General features: G+C 61.2%; 14 protein-coding genes. 3 read left to right on the top strand and 11 right to left on the bottom strand.

Annotated features, from left to right (window positions below):
• Positions 1-29 precede the first annotated feature (29 nt).
• The 3 genes from V3587_RS25105 to V3587_RS25095 form a co-directional block, all read right to left on the bottom strand.
• A complete protein-coding gene (locus V3587_RS25105) occupies positions 30-2,366 on the bottom strand; it encodes a CaiB/BaiF CoA-transferase family protein (RefSeq protein ID WP_283377319.1) in 2,337 nt (778 codons plus the stop codon).
• A 119-nt stretch (positions 2,367-2,485) separates the two neighbouring features.
• On the bottom strand, positions 2,486-3,457 hold the full coding sequence (locus V3587_RS25100) for an ABC transporter substrate-binding protein (RefSeq protein ID WP_007731596.1): 972 nt from the start codon (positions 3,455-3,457) through the stop codon (positions 2,486-2,488).
• A gap of 26 nt (positions 3,458-3,483) precedes the next feature.
• A complete protein-coding gene (locus V3587_RS25095; protein ID WP_283377318.1) occupies positions 3,484-4,275 on the bottom strand; it encodes an enoyl-CoA hydratase/isomerase family protein in 792 nt (263 codons plus the stop codon).
• A gap of 191 nt (positions 4,276-4,466) precedes the next feature.
• Between V3587_RS25095 and tgt the strand changes: the two genes are divergently transcribed.
• Positions 4,467-5,756, top strand: coding sequence for a tRNA guanosine(34) transglycosylase Tgt (gene tgt, locus V3587_RS25090; protein ID WP_007731594.1), 1,290 nt, complete (start codon positions 4,467-4,469; stop codon positions 5,754-5,756).
• Here the strand turns inward: tgt and V3587_RS25085 are convergent.
• From V3587_RS25085 to V3587_RS30715, 3 genes are all read right to left on the bottom strand, one after another.
• A complete protein-coding gene (locus tag V3587_RS25085; protein ID WP_030535741.1) occupies positions 5,747-6,481 on the bottom strand; it encodes a queuosine precursor transporter in 735 nt (244 codons plus the stop codon). The genes tgt and V3587_RS25085 overlap by 10 nt on opposite strands.
• 117 nt (positions 6,482-6,598) lie before the next feature.
• A complete protein-coding gene (locus V3587_RS25080; protein ID WP_223304518.1) occupies positions 6,599-7,564 on the bottom strand; it encodes a hypothetical protein in 966 nt (321 codons plus the stop codon).
• Between the two features lie 8 nt (positions 7,565-7,572).
• On the bottom strand, positions 7,573-8,283 hold the full coding sequence (locus tag V3587_RS30715; RefSeq protein WP_007731590.1) for an RDD family protein: 711 nt from the start codon (positions 8,281-8,283) through the stop codon (positions 7,573-7,575).
• A 130-nt stretch (positions 8,284-8,413) separates the two neighbouring features.
• Here V3587_RS30715 and V3587_RS25070 point away from each other — a divergent pair, with 130 nt between their 5' ends.
• Positions 8,414-9,067 (top strand): DUF4190 domain-containing protein, encoded by a 654-nt coding sequence (locus V3587_RS25070; protein WP_047271551.1) that lies wholly within the window; start codon positions 8,414-8,416, stop codon positions 9,065-9,067.
• A 28-nt stretch (positions 9,068-9,095) separates the two neighbouring features.
• Here the strand turns inward: V3587_RS25070 and V3587_RS25065 are convergent, their stop codons facing one another.
• The 5 genes from V3587_RS25065 to V3587_RS25045 all read right to left on the bottom strand — a co-directional run bounded on the left by V3587_RS25065 (position 9,096) and on the right by V3587_RS25045 (position 13,329).
• On the bottom strand, positions 9,096-9,836 hold the full coding sequence (locus tag V3587_RS25065; protein ID WP_003943863.1) for an EAL domain-containing protein: 741 nt from the start codon (positions 9,834-9,836) through the stop codon (positions 9,096-9,098).
• 255 nt (positions 9,837-10,091) lie between these two features.
• Complete coding sequence (gene gluQRS / locus V3587_RS25060; RefSeq protein WP_283377317.1) at positions 10,092-10,988, bottom strand: tRNA glutamyl-Q(34) synthetase GluQRS; 897 nt, start codon at positions 10,986-10,988, stop codon at positions 10,092-10,094.
• Position 10,989: 1 nt separating this feature from the next.
• On the bottom strand, positions 10,990-11,598 hold the full coding sequence (locus tag V3587_RS25055; protein ID WP_019746515.1) for a TetR/AcrR family transcriptional regulator: 609 nt from the start codon (positions 11,596-11,598) through the stop codon (positions 10,990-10,992).
• A 51-nt stretch (positions 11,599-11,649) separates the two neighbouring features.
• The gene (locus V3587_RS25050) at positions 11,650-12,210 is read right to left on the bottom strand and encodes a TIGR03086 family metal-binding protein (RefSeq protein ID WP_050656464.1); all 561 of its coding nucleotides are present in this window, start codon (positions 12,208-12,210) and stop codon (positions 11,650-11,652) included.
• A 51-nt stretch (positions 12,211-12,261) separates the two neighbouring features.
• Positions 12,262-13,329, bottom strand: coding sequence for an Lrp/AsnC family transcriptional regulator (locus V3587_RS25045; RefSeq protein WP_064073653.1), 1,068 nt, complete (start codon positions 13,327-13,329; stop codon positions 12,262-12,264).
• Between the two features lie 111 nt (positions 13,330-13,440).
• Here V3587_RS25045 and argE point away from each other — a divergent pair, with 111 nt between their 5' ends.
• Positions 13,441-14,628, top strand: coding sequence for an acetylornithine deacetylase (gene argE / locus V3587_RS25040; RefSeq protein ID WP_283377316.1), 1,188 nt, complete (start codon positions 13,441-13,443; stop codon positions 14,626-14,628).
• Positions 14,629-14,640: the final 12 nt, after the last annotated feature.

Genomic DNA, 14,640 nt, shown 5'->3' with positions numbered 1-14,640 from the left:
GTGAATGGATGTACTGAATATGAGTGCGGTCAGGACAGGATCGACTGGTCGCGAAGTCCGGCGATCAGTTCGTCGCTGTATCCGAGCACCGACTCGAGGACGTCGTCGGTGTCCGCGCCCAGCACCGGCGCAGCGCGTCGGATCGAGCCGGGTTCGGAGTTCCGGCGAACGGGGATGCCTTCGTGGAGGAATGTTCCGGCGAGGGGATGTTCCTGTGCCGAATAGAAACTGCGTGCCCGAAGATGTGGATCGCTCTCGACCAGATCGCGTCCGTCCTGGACGGTGCCGGCCGCGATACCCGCCGATTGCAAGCGTTCCATGACGGTTTCGGGTGACAGAGTCCTGGTCCAGTCGGCGATGGCGTCGTCGATACGTTCGTGATCGGCTTGGCGGCTTTCTGCACTCGCGAAGTCAGGATTGCCGATCCATTTCTCTGCTTCGATGATGCGGCACAATGCATTCCATTCCGTGGTATCGCGAATGGCAATCGAGCACCACCGGTCGCTGCCGAGGCACGGGTACACGCCGTGTGGTGCCAGTTCGTGATGGCTGTTGCCGATCGGATCGGGGGACTGTGACCGGGCGGCTCGGAGAACGCTGGTACCCATGTGCGCTGCCATGGCTTCGAGTTGTGACAGGTCTACGTGCTGTCCCCGGCCGGTCCGGTCGCGGTAGTCGAGGGCTGCCAGCATCGCGACGCCGGCTTGCAGTCCGGCGACGATGTCGCCATGGCCGTAGATGACTCCGACAACGTCATCGGCGTTCCAGCCGGTCAGTGCGGTCAAACCGGTACTTGCCGAAACGATGTCGGCATACGACACCCAGTCCTTGCGAGGACCGGTGTGACCCATCCCGGACATCGACACGTAGATGATGTCCGGGTTGAGCTCCCGGAGTTGTTCGTAGCCGAGCCCCATCTTGTCCATGACCGACGAGCTGAAATTCTCGACCACGACGTCGGAGTTCCTGATCAGGTCGCGCAGTACCGAAAGGCCCTCTGCGGATCGGGTATCGAGTGTGATGCTGCGCTTGTTGCGGTTGACGTCGTTGAAGTACCCGCTGGTGTTCGGATTGTCGTGCGGTCCTCGCGAGAGATGCATGAACGGTGCAAAGCGAGTCGGGTCCGGGCGTCCGATCGATTCGACCTTGATGACATCGGCACCGTGGTCGGCAAGGATTCTGGTGCCGTACGGGCCCGCCAACACCCACGTGAGATCCAGGACGCGGACACCTTCGAGGCTGGGCGTGCTGCCACCGCTGAACTCGTGGGTTTCGTTCACTGCCACAGGCGAGGTGGCCTTCAAGAGTTCCTGATGCTGGCCCAACCGGGCAGCCTCGAGCGTTCCGATGCGCCGGCCTTCGGGGAAAGCGAAGCCGAACCCGAGATCGCGGTAGGTACCGTGATCTCCGGTCACGTCGGTGAAGAAGTCCCGGTCGTTGAGTTGCGGGTTACGCAGCAGTTCTTCGGGCCGGTCGACCGCTGCCCACGGCAACTTGCGTGACTGCGCGCTGACCGCGAATTCTTCCTTCGGCCACTTCGCGATGAAGGCGGACAGAACGTCGAAAATGTGTTCCTGATGCGTCTTTCGGTAGACCGCGTCGGACCACTCCGGTTGATCGAGATCGTCCTGAGCATCGTTGTCGATCAGCCAGGCCAACATGCCGTCCCACATGCGGGGGCTACCGCCGAGGCCGCCACCGACATAACCGTCGGCGGCCTGGAACAGTCCGTGCGGAACGAGCGGATGTACCCGGCCCGGACGCGGTGGTACGCGGTCCTCGTGAATGTAGGCAAGAGTGCCCGCTTCCAGCGCGGCGGCAACACATTCCTGAGCGCTGATCTCCAGCAACGGGTTGTGGCCCTTGGATCGCGAACGCAGTCCGAGAAGCACGCCGATTGCGGCATTGATTCCGGCGAGCTGCTCAGCCTGGAGTTCGGGGAGCAGCAGTGGAGGGTGCTCGGGATCGCCGACCTGGGCCATCATCCCGCCGAGTGCCGCGACGGTCAGATTTGTTGCCTTCCAGTCACTTCGCGGTCCGGTTGTGCCGAAGGGTGTCACTCGTACGTGAACGAGAGATCCTCGGTTGTCGCGTAGAGCGCCGGTCGCGCTGCCGTCGAGCAGGATGTCGGCACTGCGCAGCAGTGCTTCGAAAGCGAGGCGATCGTTGCTGTCGTCGATATCGAGGACAACGGACTTCTTGCCCGCATGCCAATGCAAGTACGAATCACCCTGGGACTCGGTGCGACTGGGGTCACCGGTGGGTGGTTCTACCAGAATGACCTCGAAACCCAGCCCGACCAGGATGCGCCCGGCGAATCGCGCAAACGGACTGGAAATCTCTACGACCCGTACCGGGGGATGCACCACAACTACTCCGTTTCAATCGAAAGATATCGCCGAACCGACTGGAGTCGAACGTAGTTCTGCGGGCCGGTGGGCGACATGATTTCGGTCTGCCCACCGGACCCGTTCTCACTCTCCGCTCAGGCGGCGTTCTGCTCGAACCATCCCGAGAGGAGGACAGCGGACGGATCGATGTCCGCGGAGATCTTGCCCTGCTCGCGGAAGAATGCAACAAGTTCGTTTGCGCGCTCCACGTCGTCCTCGGTGAATCCGCGTCCACCGAAATCGATTTGGGTCACCCGGTCTGCGGCCTCGGCCGGGTCCATCTGGATAGACGCGGCAATTGCGGTTGCAGCCCGATCCGGATCCGAGTTCACGATTGCCGACGCTTCCGAGATCACCTTGAACACCTTGCCTGCGGTTTCTTCGTTCGCGGACAACCAGTTGTCCGAAGCGATGATCCATTGGGCGTACTTGGCGCCGAAGTCGCCGGTCGTGGCAACAACGCGCCCGCCGGTATTGACACTCTGCGTCACCCAGGGGTCGAAGGACAGGAAGCCGTCGATGTCACCGCGCGCCAGCAAAGCAGGCTGTTCGGGCGGGCTTGTGCTCACGAGTGTGACCGTCGTGGGGTCGATGCCGAGACTGGCCAGGTACTGGTTCGTGAAGTAGAGGCCGATGCCGGGGAAGACGCCCATGGTCTTGATCGACTTCGGCTCGACGCCATTCCTCAGTACAACCTGGAAGTATCGGTCGGATTCCTGAAATACGCCCAGCGCCCGCAGGCTCGGATTGGCGGCCATGACGGACAGTGCCGTCGAGTCGGCATTGCCGGAGAGTTCCGAAGTTCCGGCTACGACGTTCTGGGCGCCCGCCGCCCCGCCTTCCGTCTGGATGACCTGGACGTCGAGGCCGGCGGCCTCGAACATGCCCTCGTGGTCGGCCAGGAAAATCGGGGCGTACGACGGGTCTACACCCACCGCGATCCGTACCAGGCCACCACTTTCCGCGGAGTTGTCGGTAGCGGGCCGGGTGCATCCGCTGACCGCGATCGTCAGGGCGGCGAGAGAAGCGACTGCGCCCACCCATTTCTTCTGAAATTTGTTGAGCATGATGGCCTCTCGGTAAATGGGAGCTGTCAGCGTCCCGTGAAGGTGGGGGACCGCTTGTCGAGGAATGACTGAAGTCCCTCAGCAGCGTCGTCCGTCTTGATCAGGTCGAGCACTGCCTCGAATTCGAGATCCAGCGCTTGATCGAGCGGCAACGACATGCCCTCGTCGACAATGCGTTTGATCATTCCGATGGTGGCAGTGGGTTTCGTCGCGAGTTCGCGTGCGAGGTCAGCGCAATGCGCATCGAGGTCGGCGTCCGCAACGACGGTGTCGACCAGGCCGATATCGAGTGCATGCTCGGCGCTGAGGCGCTTGCCTTCGATCATGAGCACTTTGGCTCGGTGAGCCCCGATGAGGCGTGGAAGTCGCTGGCTGCCACCGGCACCCGGAAAAAGCCCAAGTCCGATCTCGGGGAAGCCGATGGTCGCCGACTGCGCCATGATGCGGAAGTCGCAGGCCAACGTCAGTTCTGCTCCGCCGCCGAGTGCGTGCCCGTTGATCTTCGCGACGACAGGTTTGGGAGCCGACTCGAGGATCCGCTGTACGTCGACCCACGGGCGCATCGCGCGCTGAGTTTCTTCCGTCAGCTCGCGCATCACGGTGATGTCCGCACCGGCGACGAAGAACCGTCCAGTGCCCGTCACGACAATGACGCGGACGGTCTGGTCCGACGCGAGTACCGGCAGTATCTGCAGAAGCTCGGCGATCATGCTGGGGTTGAATGCGTTGGCTGGAGGTTTGTCGATAGTCACGGTGGCAATCGAGTCTGTGACGTCGACGGTGACGAAGTTGTAGGTCTGGCCGGTCTGTCTCGTCAAGTGAGCTCCTGTCAGCGGGTTGGCGGGGTAAACCGGTCGAGCCGGGGGATGTGTAGTGGGAAGTATGGTGGGGACCCTCACGCGGCGGTACCGCTCGGGTTCGGTCAGTAGACCAATGCGGATGCTGATCGCGTAGGAACTTTCTTCGCTGTGATCACGGCGATATTTGCTCCTGTGACAGGATTGAGCCCGTGACTTCTGCAGTACCGACACCGCCCGCGCCCTCCGTCGACAAGCGTCCCGAGTCGATTTTCACGATAGGGACCAGGCTCGAGGACCGGCTCGGACGAACCGGAACCATCCACACACCGCACGGCGATATCGCGACGCCGTCGTTCGTGGCTGTCGGAACCAAGGCCACGGTCAAGGCCGTGCTGCCCGAGTCCATGAAGGAACTCGGTGCGCAGTCGTTGCTCGCCAATGCGTACCACCTGTACCTGCAGCCGGGCCCCGACATCGTCGACGAGGCCGGCGGGCTGGGCAAGTTCATGAACTGGGACGGGCCCACCTTCACCGACAGCGGTGGCTTCCAGGTGATGTCTCTTGGCGTCGGGTTCAAGAAGGTGCTCGCGATGGAGGCCGTCGGTGTGCAGTCCGACGACGTCATCGCGAAGGGCAAGGAGCGTCTCGCGACAGTCGACGACGAGGGCGTGACGTTCAAATCGCACCTCGACGGCAGTAAGCATCGCTTCACCCCCGAGGTGTCGATGCAGATCCAGCATCAGCTCGGCGCCGACATCATGTTCGCGTTCGACGAGCTCACAACGCTGCTCAACACCCGCGGCTACCAGGAGCGATCGGTCGAGCGCACGCAGGCGTGGGCGATCCGCTGTATCAATGAACACGAGAAGCTCACCGCCGAACGCGCTGACAAGCCCTATCAGGCTCTCTTCGGCGTGATCCAAGGCGCGCAGTACGAAGATCTGCGACGTCAAGCCTGCCGCGGACTCGAGTCGATCGAAGGCGAGAACGGATACGGCTTCGACGGCTACGGCATCGGCGGCGCCCTCGAGAAGCAGAACCTCGGAACGATCGTGCGTTGGTGTAACGAGGAACTACCCGAGAACAAGCCGCGTCATATGCTCGGCATCAGTGAACCGGACGACTTCTTCGTCGCAATCGAGAACGGCGCGGACACTTTCGACTGCGTCAACCCGTCGCGTGTTGCTCGCAATGCTGCGATTTACGTCCGCTCCGGCAGGTTCAACATCAACACCAGCCGATTCCGTCGTGACTTCACGCCTATCGACGACGAGTGCGACTGCTACACGTGCGCCAATTACACCCGCGCGTACATCCATCACCTCTTCAAGGCGAAGGAAATGCTCGCGTCGACGCTTTGCACCATCCACAACGAGCGATTCACCGTGAAGTTGGTCGACGACATCCGAGCCAGCATCGAAGGTGGGTATTTCCACGACTTCAAGGCAGACATGCTCGGAAAGTTCTACGCGGCGAAGACGCCTGCACCTCAGGCGTAGGTCGGTTCGCGCTTCTTCACGTATGCGATGACGCGGTAGGTGATCGGCATGACCAGAACCTCGACAAGCGTCTTCCACAGGAAGCCGACCAGCACGTAGTTGATGAAGTCTTCCCATGTGCTGATGCCGATGACACCGGCCGCGATGGAACAGAAGATGAGGGTATCGGCGAATTCGCCGACGACGGTCGAGCCGATCAGTCGCGCCCACAGATGCTTCTCCTGCATGCGCTTTTTCATCATGACCAGAACCAGTGAGTTCAGTAGCTGTCCGACGAGGTAGGCGGCCAAGCCTGCGACCAGCAGCCGGGGAATGACACCGACCACGGTTTCGAGGGCGGCCTGGTTCTCGTAGAACTCTGCCGACGGGAGTTGCACTGCAATCCAGAAGCACGCAGCGGCAAGAATCAGTGCGCCGAAGCCCAGGTAGATCGCGCGTCGGGTCGCTTTGAAGCCGTAGACCTCGCTGAGCACGTCACCGAGGACGTAGGCGAGCGGGAACAAGAAGAATCCACCATCGGTGATGATGGGCAGAATCTGCAAGGGACCGAGCGAGAAGTCGGAATCCGCAAAGAAGGCGACCCCCTTGGTCGCCGCCACGTTCGAGATCAGCAGCGTTGCGGTGAAGAGCGCGACGATCGTCGGGTAATAACCCCGGCTGACGTGCGCAAATTTGGTTTCGTGGGTCGATTCGTCTTGCTGATCCTGAGCTGTCACGTCCGTCATCCAAGCACCACAAGGCGCTCGGATGCGAGTTGGCGACCGTCCAGTTGCGCAGAACACACCGAAGGCCCTGCGGTTTCACGTGGAACCGCAGGGCCTTCGGTGATGCAAACGAACGGATCAGGCAGCTACATGGCCGCCGGTCAGCACGCGGTATGCGTAGGTGCTGGCGATCAACGCGACGGGCGCCGTCACCAGAAGACCGATTCCACACAGCAGCGCACCGACGATGTTGATACCGATCAGAGCGAGCGCCAGCAGGACCAACGTTCCGACGTTCGACGAGGTCAACGCGTAACTCGATTTGATGCCCGAAATCGCATCCTGATTCTTGTCCACGATGAAGGTCAGCGTGTAGTAGAGCAGGAACGCCGCGATGATGCCGGGAATGATGCAGAGAGCCAAACCGACGTAAGTTGCCACTGCTACCAGGAAACCGCCGAGAACAACTGCGCCGATGTTGGTGAATTGGAAGAAGGTGCCGAAAGCCGGCTTGATTCCATCCAATTCGCTCAACGCTCCACGAAGGAATGCGGCTTGGATGATGTAGCCGACGATAGCGGTGACCAATCCACCCACAATGGACAGCGCGCTGAATTCGGTATTGGTGTAGTCGAAACCGTTGAAAGCGCCCTGGATCAGTCCGGCGATCAAGAACGCGATGATCGAGATTCCGATCCAAACCAATGCGTTGTCTTTGAACTTGTTCCAGCCGTAGGTAATTGCGGCGCCCACGGAAAGCTGCGGTCCACCGAATCCTGCGCCGTAGTCATTGGCGGGCGGCGGTGGGAAGTTGCCGCCTCCGGGAGGTGGCGGGTATCCACCGGGCGGTGGGTAGTTGCCACCGGGAGGGGGATAGCTTCCACCCTGCGGAGGCGGCGGATATCCACCTGGCGGCGGGTAATTGCCACCTTGAGGAGGTGGGGGGTATCCACCAGGCGGCGGGTAGCTTCCGCCCTGCGGAGGCCCCGCCGGCGGGGGATAGCTCCCAGGAGGAGGCGTTCCCTGCTGGCCGTAGGGATCCTGGGGCGGGAATTGCTTTCCGTCCTCGGGATTCTGGTTGGGGTCGTGCCCACCGGTTGTCATATGCGCACCTAACCCTTGACTACCTGAGTTCCACCAGCGAGCTCGTCATGCTTGCCCTGCTTGGTGGGGCTGTTGTTGATGGTGACCGCGATGACGATGTACGCAACGAGCGAGAGAAGTCCTCCGATGATCGGAATGATCGACAAGAGGTTGAATGCGTTGCGAATTGCGGACTGCTGCGGAGTGGGAAGGCCCGCGCCTCCCGGGGCCTTCACCGACAGCCCAAGGAGCTTCTTGCCTGGGGTCCAACCTTGTGTGACCTCGAACCCAACGAAATATGCGAATGTCAGAAGGGCAGTCAGCAGGCCTGTTATCCAGTATCCCGAGTCGACGAAGATGATCAGGAGCCCGACCACTAGGCCGAGAATGATGTAGTCGATAAGGCGAGCGCCGAATCGAATACCCAGTCCACCGGCTTCGGCGCCAGAGGGCAGTCGGTTTCCTCCGCCGTACGCACCTTGGTCGTTGAACTGCGGAGGCGGCGGGAAGTTTCCGCCCTGGGGCGGCGGCGGGTATCCACCGGGAGGCGGGTAGTTGCCACCCTGAGGGGGCGGGAAGTTTCCGCCCTGCGGGGGCGGGTAGCTTCCGCCTTGCGGGGGGCCGGCGGGAGGGGGGTAACTTCCGGGAGGAGGTGTTCCCTGCTGGCCATATGGATCCTGGGGTGGGAATTGCTTCCCGCCTTCTGGATTCTGGTTGGGGTCGTACCCACCGGTTGTCATGTGTTCCCCTCAGTCGTAAATATCGCGCTCGAGTGTGACAGTGGATATGACCCTACTGGGATCAAAGAGCGATGTGGATGACATCTGCTCACTTGGATTCGGAGGTCACCTGTGGTTTAGGCTGCGTTGTATGACGAGTTCCGGGGGCAACAACGACGATTCTTCGAGCGATTACCAGGCAAAACCTGGGTACGGAGAATTTCCGAGCCTGCCTCCTGAGGGGTACGGCGTGTCCCCGTCCGAAACGCAGTCTTCACCTGAAGTTCCCGGATATACCACTCCCAACGAGCAGTACCCGGGTTATCCACCGCCGTCGTACAACCCGCCCGGTAATAACCCCCAGCCGGGCGGAATCGGTGAACCGAACCCGTACCTGCCGCCGCAGAATTTCGGACCGCAGAATCAATATCAGCAGAATCAATATCAGCAATCCGGACAATACGGACAAGCTCAATACGGACAGCCTCAGTACGGCCAACCTCCGAACCCGTACGGTCAACCGAATCAATTCGCGGGTGGGTACGCACCGCCGATGCAGCCGGTCGGCACCAATGGTCTCGCAATTGCATCGCTGGTTGTATCGCTTGCGGGTGGTTGCTTCTACAGTCTCGGCGGAATCGTCGGAATCATTCTGGGAATTGTCGCGCTCAATCAGATCAAGCAGACAGGTCAACAGGGGCGCGGGCTTGCGATAGCCGGAATTGCGGTCGGCGCGGCCTTCTTGGCAATTTTTGCCGTGATTCTCGTGGTCGCACTCATAGCGAGTGCATCGTCGTCGTACTGAAGTGTCGTCGTGCTGAAGTGGCGAGCGCTCACACGGGAGTGACGACGGACGACGCAGGAAGTGGCTTGCCGAAGTAATAGCCCTGGCCCATGTCGCAGCCGGCCCGCAAGACGTTGGCTGCGTGTTCCGCGGTTTCGACGCCCTCTGCGATCGAATCAAGCCCTAGCTTCCGAGCGATGTCGGCGATGGACTCCATGACCATGAAGGCGCGGTCTCCAGCACGACCCGCTGCGCTGACAGCCCAGGTCAAGGATTGGTCGATCTTGAGAATGTCGAGCGGCAATTCCGACAATGCGGAGAAAGACGCGAAGCCCGCCCCGAAATCATCCAGCGCGATTCGAATTCCCTCGTTGTGCAAGACGTGAAGAGTCTCGGCGGCATGCCGGCCTACGACGCCGAGTTCGGTGACTTCCACGATTATTCTGCTCAGTGGCGTTTGTGAACTGTCGAGGGCTCCGAGGATCTCGTGAGCGGCGTGCGGGGTAGCGAGTTGGCGAGGTGAAAAGTTGACCGCGACCATCATGTGCTCAGGCCACGACGCTGTTTGGGCACAAATCATTTCCAGAGCTTGTAGCCCGATGGGAATGATGAGCCCAGAGGATTCGGCGGAGCGCATGAAATCTTGAGGTTCGATCAACCCTCGCAGCGGATGACGCCAACGCAAAAGAGCTTCATAGCTGATAATTGCTGACGAGTTCAGATTGACCTGGGGTTGATACAACACCTCGAATTGATGGTCGTCGAGTGCCTCGCGAAGCTCGCGGACCATGCGTATTCCTTTTCGTCCTGAGTCGCCCGTGCCGCACGTGCGTGTCAGCGTGGATGCTGCAAGTGGGTACTGTGGTCGGATTCCAGGTTCAGATCCCGGGCGTGGTTTTGCAGGAACAACTCGCCCGGAATTTCCTTCGCCAGTCTCGACCGTACTTCACTATTCGAGAATTGCCAACGAATAGCTATTGCGGACGGCTTTGTCATATCGGACAATCGTAGTTTTGTTCCGACGAGGCACCGATTGATACGTCACTTACTTCGCCGGGAAAATCCACGGGGTCCGGGGGATCTTGCGAGAGTCGAATCGATCCGCCAATTGGGGTGATGTGACAACCTCGCCGGGTTCGGCGAGACCGATGCTCGACGCGATCATCGTCAGAACCTGCTCGGTACTGCGTCCGGCCTCGAGTTGATCTGCCAGAGTCACTGCGCCGTCGCGCTTCGCGAGTCGCTTGCCTTCACTGTTCAAGGCAAGAGGAACGTGGGCGTACGACGGTGGTTCGATGTCGAGCAGCTGGGCAAGGTATGCCTGACGTGGAGCCGAGGTCAGGAGGTCGTCGCCGCGAACCACCTGGTCGATGTTCTGTGCACCGTCGTCGACGACAACGGCAAGGTTGTAAGCGGGCACCCCGTCTCCGCGGAGCAGGACGACGTCGTCGACTGGTCCCGTCACCTCGCCGAACAGTTCGTCATGGACGGTGAACGAGTCGATGCCGGCCCGTAGCCTCAGCGCAGGAGATCGGCCACTTGCCGATTTCTCGGCGCGTTCGGCCTCCGAAAGGTTCCGACACGTGCCGGGGTAGGCGCCGTCTGGAGCATGGGGCGCTGACGGTGCCTGCAGGATCTCCTTGCGTGTGCAGAAGCAGGGATAGGCCAGGTCACGCTCGCGCAATTGGTCGATAGCCTTGTGGTACAAGGGAAGACGGTGTGACTGCAATACGACTGGGCCGTCCCACGTGAGGCCGAGCCTGCGCAGATCGTCGAGTTGTCGTTCCATCGCGCCGGGGCGGACACGGTCGAGATCCTCTACCCGAATGAGGAAGTCGCGCCCGCTGGTGCGGGCGAACAGCCAGGCCAGGAGGGCAGTCCGGAGGTTTCCCAGATGGAGATCGCCGGACGGACTCGGCGCGAAGCGTCCTGCTCCTTCCACGTCAGCTGGCGAGCCCGACGGAGGCGAGCGGGTTCTCGGCGTCGTGCAGGGTGAGGCGGATCTGGGTTTCCAAAGCGTGATCGAGGTACTGCGGCGGATACATGGCGGGGCTTCCGAGTGCGTCGAGTGCCAATCCATTGACGGTTGAAAGCAGAAGTGCCGCTCTGGTTTCCGCTTCCGGAGTTCCGATGCCGATCAGAACTGTCGAGATGCCGGTGCGGATTGTGAACAGGGTTGTCCGGCGAATTTCGGAGAGTGACTCACTGGTTGCGGCGCGCACGGCAAACGCGGCGAGCACATGCGCCTCACGCGTGCGTTGCTCGTCGAGGGGCAGGAGTTGCGAGAGCGCCTGGAACAGGGCGGTATGCGGGTCTGCGTCGGCGGACGATTCGGCCAGTCGCGTCAACAATCGATCGACGAGTGTTCGCAGTGCGAATGCGAACATCTCGTCCTTGGTCGAGAAATGATGTTGCACTGCGCCGATCGAGACACCCGCCCGTTTTGCGACCTCGCGAACGCTGGCATTTTCCAGTCCGGATTCCGCGGCGACATCGAACAATGCCGCCGCAAGCAGGTCTGGACTCGTGGAGGATTTTCGGCGTTCCGGCATACCGCGACATTACATGCGTATGGAAGTAATGCCCACGTCAGGGGTGCTTTTTCACGCCTTCCGGCCGAGGAAGGCAAGGAGTTTCGTCGCTTTGTCAGCGTTGTCCGGAACCTGTATTTCCGGGCCGCACACACCGCTCATGCGGATCGACTCGCCCAGGCCCGCGGCGATCTCCGACACCCACTCCACGTCCGCGTCTCGCATCGTCGTATCGGTGCCGGTTGCGGCCGCGAGGTCCCAACCGTGGATGACCAGATCGAAACACAAGAACCCCTCGACCGTGGCCCCGAGGTTGGTCCTGCCGAAGTGTCCGTCGTATTCCAGGGTGGACTTTGCCGGATCGTCCAGAATTTCCTGCATCGAATTGCGGACGGCCGCCCAGGCTGCCGACGGGTCGTCGTCGACCGACGGACCGGGTGCCAATTCCAGGCCGACTACCTTGACCATGTCTCGTTCGCTGTCGAGCACGTGTCTCACCACGTCGCGGGCGGTCCAGCCCTCGCAGGGGGAATCGTCGTCCCAGCGGTCGGCGGGTACGGCGTCGATCCGGGCCGTGAATCCGGCAGCCAGATCCCGATAACGCTGGGCGGGGGAGATCTCTGTTGAAGTCATGACAACAATCCTTCACCGCCACAGCGCATCGTGATTGATTATTTCGGACATTCACTCGATCTCCGGGGCTTCCGCCCAGATGTCCATCGGTACGACCCCGGCACTCTTGCCCTCGTCGTCGAGAAGTCGGCCCACCCTCTTCATCGATCGCAGCACCACTGACCTGTTCAGCACCACCAGGCCCGGTGCCTCTTGTGCGAGTTGTACTTCGGTAATGGGAGTTTCGCGAAGGGAGTGTGCGGCGATCGCGAGCAGTGTGTTGGCGCGTCCACCGGATATCCGCATGCACACCCGCGTTCCCGGCACTCGCTCCACCAGGGCACGAATCGTCGACCGGTCCGTGGGATCGACATATCCCCACACCCAGGTCACGAGGGGCCAGCCGGACAGCGGTAGAGACACGTCGCAGCGGAACACGATCTGGTTGCGCGACGTCAATTCGGCAAGTCGCCGCCTGACCGTACTTTCGCTGAGGCCGGTACCGACCGTGAGCTCGGCAATCGAGGATCGACCGTCCTCGCCCAGCTTCAATATCAATTGGCGATCGACCGCGTCGAACGTCTTCCCGTGATGGCGCTGATCCGTCGGCGCGTATTTGTATCGCACAGGCCGGTCTGTCATCGTCGCTCGCTGCGCGGCATCGAGTACCTGCAATTTCCAGTCGTCTCCGATCGCGAAGACCTCGGTGACGAGGTGTGCACGCGAACTGACGATCCCGGGCACCGACGCGAGTGAGCGAAGCAGGAAACGCGACAGGAAAGCCATGTCTCTGACCTCGACGAGAAGAGTCAAGTCGCCTGGGCCGCTTGTGTGTTCGACGCTCAGCACGTGCGGCCAGCGGGCAAGTCGTTCTGCAATCGTCAACGCGTTCGAAGTCGTGCAGTCGACTTCGACAAAAGCCAGACACGATTCCGGACGGCCATGGCCGGTTGCCCTGGCAGAGACCCAGGCGGTGCCGGAATCCTGTAGCCGCTGCCAGCGGCGAGCCACGGTAACCGGATCCACTTTGAGCGCGTCGCCAACCGTGCGCCACGACGCTCGCGGGTCGAGTTGCAGGCAATTGATCAGGGCGAGGTCGACGTCGTCCAGTACGGCGGAATCCTGCGTTTCTTCGATCATGGTGCAAGTATCGTGCATCTTCACTGTGTCTGGGATCACTTCATTCATGCTCGAAGGGCAGAACGCGGTGGCGAGTGCCCACCGCGTTCATGCTGTGAAAGGAGAAACCAGATGTCATCGACCACGTTGCCCGCTGTTCCGACAGAGAGAAGCCTCGAGTGGGTGCAACGCCTCATCGGAATCGATACGACGAGTGCCGTGAGCAATCGACCGTTGATCGATCTCATTGCGGCGGAACTACGTCGCCATGGGGTCGAGCCGGTACTTGTTGCCGATGACGAGGGAACGAAGCTCAACTTGTTGGCAACGTTCACTCCTCCTGACGGAAGTACTGCCGGCGGTGTGATGTTCTCCGGCCATACAGACGTAGTGCCGGTTGACGATCAAGACTGGAGTAGCGAGCCTTTCACGCCCGACGTTCGCGACGGAAGCCTGTACGGACGTGGCACGTGCGACATGAAGTCGTTCATCGGGATCGTCGTCGCTGCGATCCCCGACATCGTTGCTCGGCCGCTGGCGAAGCCGATTCACTTTGCATTCTCCTACGACGAGGAAGTCGGCTGCATCGGTGCGGCCGGGTTGGTCGAGGAGGTTGTTTCCCGGAACCTGCGCCCTGATGTGTGCGTCGTCGGAGAGCCGTCGGAGATGCGGGTCATTCGCGCACACAAGTCGATGAACGTCATACGTGTTGATCTGCATGGTGTTTCGGCGCACTCGTCGCTTACTCCGCAAGGAGTCAACGCGATCGAATACGGCGCGGAGTTGATTCGATTCGTCAGAAGCGCGGCCGACGAACTCCGTGCGTCCGGCCCGTACGACGACGCATTCGACGTGGCCTGGACGACGTGTTCGGTCAATCTCGTATCCGGCGGGATCGCAGTGAACACTGTCCCCGAGGATTGCTCCATCACTTTCGAATTCAGGAGCATCAGCTCAGCTGGCGCCGCAGATTTGCTCGAACGCTTTGCCGCCGAGGCGAATCGGATCGAAAACCTGATGCGGGAAGAAAACCCGTCAGCTTCCGTGACGATGCACGTGTCGGCCTCGGTCCCTCCCCTGGAGACGGATGCGAATGCTTCGGCGGCCGCACTGGTCGAACAATGGGGTGGTCGGGCATCGGACGAAAAGGTCGCGTACGCCACCGAGGCCGGGATGTTCGCGACTATCGGTATCCCCACTGTCGTGTGTGGGCCGGGAAGCATCACTCAGGCGCATGCACCTGACGAGTACGTGACACTTGACCAATTGGCACAGTGCGAGCAATTCGTTCGGAACGTCATCGCTCACGCCCGCGCCTGACCCCCTAAGGAA

The organism is Rhodococcus sp. IEGM 1306 (assembly GCF_036541985.1).
GTDB classification, from domain to species: Bacteria; Actinomycetota; Actinomycetes; order Mycobacteriales; family Mycobacteriaceae; genus Rhodococcus_F; species Rhodococcus_F qingshengii.
The sequence above is the reverse complement of the archived record's forward strand: the minus strand, read 5'-3'. Positions and strand labels throughout refer to the sequence as shown.

What these genes read in the sequence shown, in the direction of transcription:
- V3587_RS25100 (WP_007731596.1), bottom strand. Translation starts at nt 3,457, where the DNA reads ATGCTCAACAAATTTCAGAAGAAATGGGTGGGCGCAGTCGCTTCTCTC.
- V3587_RS25085 (WP_030535741.1), bottom strand. Translation starts at nt 6,481, where the DNA reads ATGACGGACGTGACAGCTCAGGATCAGCAAGACGAATCGACCCACGAA.
- V3587_RS25080 (WP_223304518.1), bottom strand. Translation starts at nt 7,564, where the DNA reads ATGACAACCGGTGGGCACGACCCCAACCAGAATCCCGAGGACGGAAAG.
- V3587_RS30715 (WP_007731590.1), bottom strand. Translation starts at nt 8,283, where the DNA reads ATGACAACCGGTGGGTACGACCCCAACCAGAATCCAGAAGGCGGGAAG.
- V3587_RS25070 (WP_047271551.1), top strand. Translation starts at nt 8,414, where the DNA reads ATGACGAGTTCCGGGGGCAACAACGACGATTCTTCGAGCGATTACCAG.
- V3587_RS25065 (WP_003943863.1), bottom strand. Translation starts at nt 9,836, where the DNA reads ATGGTCCGCGAGCTTCGCGAGGCACTCGACGACCATCAATTCGAGGTG.
- V3587_RS25055 (WP_019746515.1), bottom strand. Translation starts at nt 11,598, where the DNA reads ATGCCGGAACGCCGAAAATCCTCCACGAGTCCAGACCTGCTTGCGGCG.
- V3587_RS25050 (WP_050656464.1), bottom strand. Translation starts at nt 12,210, where the DNA reads ATGACTTCAACAGAGATCTCCCCCGCCCAGCGTTATCGGGATCTGGCT.
- V3587_RS25045 (WP_064073653.1), bottom strand. Translation starts at nt 13,329, where the DNA reads ATGATCGAAGAAACGCAGGATTCCGCCGTACTGGACGACGTCGACCTC.
- argE (WP_283377316.1), top strand. Translation starts at nt 13,441, where the DNA reads ATGTCATCGACCACGTTGCCCGCTGTTCCGACAGAGAGAAGCCTCGAG.